This is a genomic window from Pseudomonas sp. K5002, from assembly GCF_013386655.1.
GTDB lineage: Bacteria > Pseudomonadota > Gammaproteobacteria > Pseudomonadales > Pseudomonadaceae > Aquipseudomonas.
Genome location: NZ_JACARK010001077.1, coordinates 1 through 3,227 on the forward strand (window position 1 = coordinate 1; position 3,227 = coordinate 3,227).

Annotated in this window: 2 protein-coding genes and 1 pseudogene; all 3 read left to right on the forward strand. The window is 62.4% G+C overall.

Annotated elements, in window-relative coordinates:
* Positions 1 to 634, forward strand: a pseudogene (locus tag HX846_RS33320) (glutamine synthetase); the annotation flags it as partial.
* A gap of 50 nt (positions 635 to 684) precedes the next feature.
* Positions 685 to 1,782 carry a DNA alkylation repair protein gene (locus HX846_RS33325; protein ID WP_178912940.1) on the forward strand — a complete coding sequence of 366 codons (1,098 nt, stop codon included), beginning with the start codon at positions 685 to 687 and terminating at the stop codon, positions 1,780 to 1,782.
* A gap of 150 nt (positions 1,783 to 1,932) precedes the next feature.
* On the forward strand, positions 1,933 to 3,227 hold a 1,295-nt coding region (locus HX846_RS33330), incomplete at its 3' end, for a DUF3857 domain-containing transglutaminase family protein (RefSeq protein ID WP_178967064.1).

A 3,227-nucleotide genomic window follows, 5' to 3' on the forward strand; every position in this document is an offset into this window, starting at 1 on the left:
CACCCGTGGCGTGGCCCTCAAGCACGGCTACCGCGCCAGCTTCATGGCCAAGCCTTACCTGCAACATCCCGGCAGCGGCATGCATGTGCACGTCAGCCTGTACGATGCGGCGGGCAATAACCTGCTGGCGGCCCACCAGCAGCAACCGTTGCGTCACGCAGTGGCGGGTTGCCTGGAACTGCTGCCGCACTGCATGCCGATCTTCTCGCCCAACCACAACGCCTTCCGCCGCCTTGGTGGCACGGTCAACGCGGCAACCCGCGCGTGCTGGGGCTTTGAAGACCGTGACGCGTGCGTGCGAATTCCTGAATCCGACCCGCGCAACCTGCGCATCGAACATCGCCTGGCGAGTGCCGATGCCAACCCGTATCTGGTATTGGCGGCGATTCTGGTGGGGCTTGAGCATGGTCTTGAAGCAGCGAAGGAGCCCATCGCCCCGCTGAACGAAGACCGCAACAGCGGCGCGGACTTCCCCCTGGAAATGCTGGAGGCGGTGCGCGCCATGCAGCATCAGCCGACGTTGCGCGAAGGCCTGGGCGCGGAGTTTGTCGACGTGTATTGCGAAAACAAACGCCAGGACCACCTGGCATTCCAGCAGGAAATTCATGCGCGGGAATATCGCTGGTATCTCTAGGCACTGATGGTTAGCCTCGTGGGCATCTCTGGCTAACCGCGGACTTGCCCATGACCGACCAAAGCGCCCCGGCCCTGAAGGAAATCTTCAACGCCGAACGCCTGCAACACATCGCCAACGAAATGACCGCGGTGTATCCGGCGTTCGACGCCAAGGGTTTTCTCAAACACGCCAAGGCCGGGTTGGCAGACCTGTCGGTGATGCAACGCATGGCGCGGGTCAGTGAAAGCCTGAACGCTGTGATCCCGCTGGATTATCCGCAAACCCTGAAGTTGCTGTATGCCCTTGCCCCTCGGCTGAACAGCGCCTTTGTCAGCCTGTTCCTGCCCCACTACGTTGCCAGCTACGGCGGCGATGATTTCAAGCGTTCCATGGCTGCCCTCAAGTACTTCACCACCTTCGGCTCCGCCGAGTTTGCCGTACGGCATTTCCTGCTGAGGGATTTCAAGCGCACCCTGGCCGTAATGCAGCAATGGTCGCTGGATGACAACGAACACGTGCGACGCCTCGCCAGCGAAGGTTCACGGCCACGGCTGCCATGGTCGTTTCGCCTGGCCGAGGTGCAGGCCGATCCGAACCTGTGCGCTTCGATCCTCGACAATCTCAAGGCCGACAGCAGCCTCTACGTGCGCAAGTCGGTGGCCAACCACCTCAACGACATCACCAAGGACCATCCGGATTGGGTGCTGGGCCTGATCGAAGGCTGGTCCCTGGATAACCCCCACACCGCGTGGATCGCCCGCCACGCGCTGCGCAGCCTGATCAAGCAAGGCAACACCCGGGCGCTGACGATCATGGGCGCCGGGGCCAGGGCCGAAGTGAAGATCCATCAACTCAAGGTCGAGCCGGCGGCGATCAAGTTGGGGGAGCGGATCAACCTGTCCTTCAGCCTGGAGTCCACTGCCGATTCGTCGCAAAAGCTGGTGGTCGACTACGCCATCGACTATGTGAAAAGCGCCGGTCACAGCGCGTCCAAGGTGTTCAAGCTCAAGGCATTTACCCTGGGTGCCGGAGAACATCACGCCATCAGCCGTGGCCAACATATCCGTGAATTGACCACGCGCAAGCACTATCCCGGCAAGCATGCGGTTCACGTGCTGGTGAACGGTGAGCGGCTGGGAAGCGTCGAGTTTGAACTCGAAAAATAATCCTTAAAACATTAACGAAGGCTCTAGATCGGGCCTTACAGCGAAATTAATTGTCGGACAATGCTAGGCATTCGTGTTGCGATCCATTATCATCCGGCGCCTTCTCGGTACCCCTAGGGTACTTGTGTCAATGTTCCACCTGAGGCGCCCATGCTCCGTTTTTCGTTTTACCGTCCCCTGATCTGCATCAGCTGGGGGCTTGCCAGTCACAGCGCGCTTGCCGCCCTGCAACCAATGGCCGAAGCCCCGCTGGCCAGCGACACCGAGCTGCATTGCCACTTCAACCGCGACGCCAGCGTCGACTGCACTACCCGCTTTCACTACACCATCCTCAAGCCAAGCGGCCGCGAAATGCTCTCGCGGATCGACTTCAGCTACCAGGAAGAAGACGGCTTCGAACTGATCAAGGCCGAGTCCACCCAGCCCGGCGGCAAACCTGTGCCCCTGGACCCGACGCAAATCGACACCCGCACCGCCCCCAACCCGGACCAGGGTTTCTCCCGGGAAAAACAGACCTCGCTGGCGTTCCCCAACCTGCGGGTCGGCACGCAAATCCGCTACACGGTGCGCGAACATCACCCGGCCAAACCGCTGATGACCGAGTTCTACTACGCCTTGCAGTTCGGCCCCAACGCCGCACGGCGCGACCACTTCAAGGCACGCTTCACCGCCGAGCGGCCGATCGAGTGGCGCAGCGAATTGATGGAGGGTTTCAGCATTACGCCATCGGCCAATCGCAAGACCCTGGACGTGGTGCAAAAGGCCCCGACCTACCTCAGCTACATCAACGAATCCGCCAACGCCTACATACGCCACGCCCCGCGTATCGAAGTCGGCAGCTCCCTGGATCGCCAGCAGTACTTCGGCGGCTTTGCCGAACGCTACAACCAGATCCTCGGCGCCAAGCTGCCGCCCCAGGGCGCCGCCGCCGTGGCCGCCGTTCGCGGCTTGCCACCGGCACAACAGGTGGCCGGCCTGATGCAGCACATCAACGACCACTACCGTTACCTGGGCGACTGGCGCGCCTCGGATCGCGGCTACGTACCCTTCAGCCTGGCCGAGATCGAACAGCACGGCTACGGCGACTGCAAAGACCTTTCGACGCTGCTGGCGGCCATGCTCAAGGCCAGCGGGATCAAGGCCGAACCGGCCTGGGTCAGCCGCGGCGATGTGGTTAACCCGCTGCTGATTCCCGGTACCGGCGCGCCGAACCACGCCATCGTCCGCGCCGAAGTCGATGGCCAGGTGTGGTGGCTGGACCCGACCAACCCGATCTTCGCCCCCGGCCAGACCCTGCCCGACATCCAGGACCGCTGGGTGCTGGTGACCAACGCCGAGGGCCAGGTACGTGAAGAACACATCCCGCTGCAACCCGCCGCCCCCACGTTGATCCTCGACAAACAGGAGCGCTTCGACGCCCAGGGCACCGCCCGGGTCTCGGCCAC

What these genes read in the sequence shown, in the direction of transcription:
- HX846_RS33325 (WP_178912940.1), top strand. Translation starts at nt 685, where the DNA reads ATGACCGACCAAAGCGCCCCGGCCCTGAAGGAAATCTTCAACGCCGAA.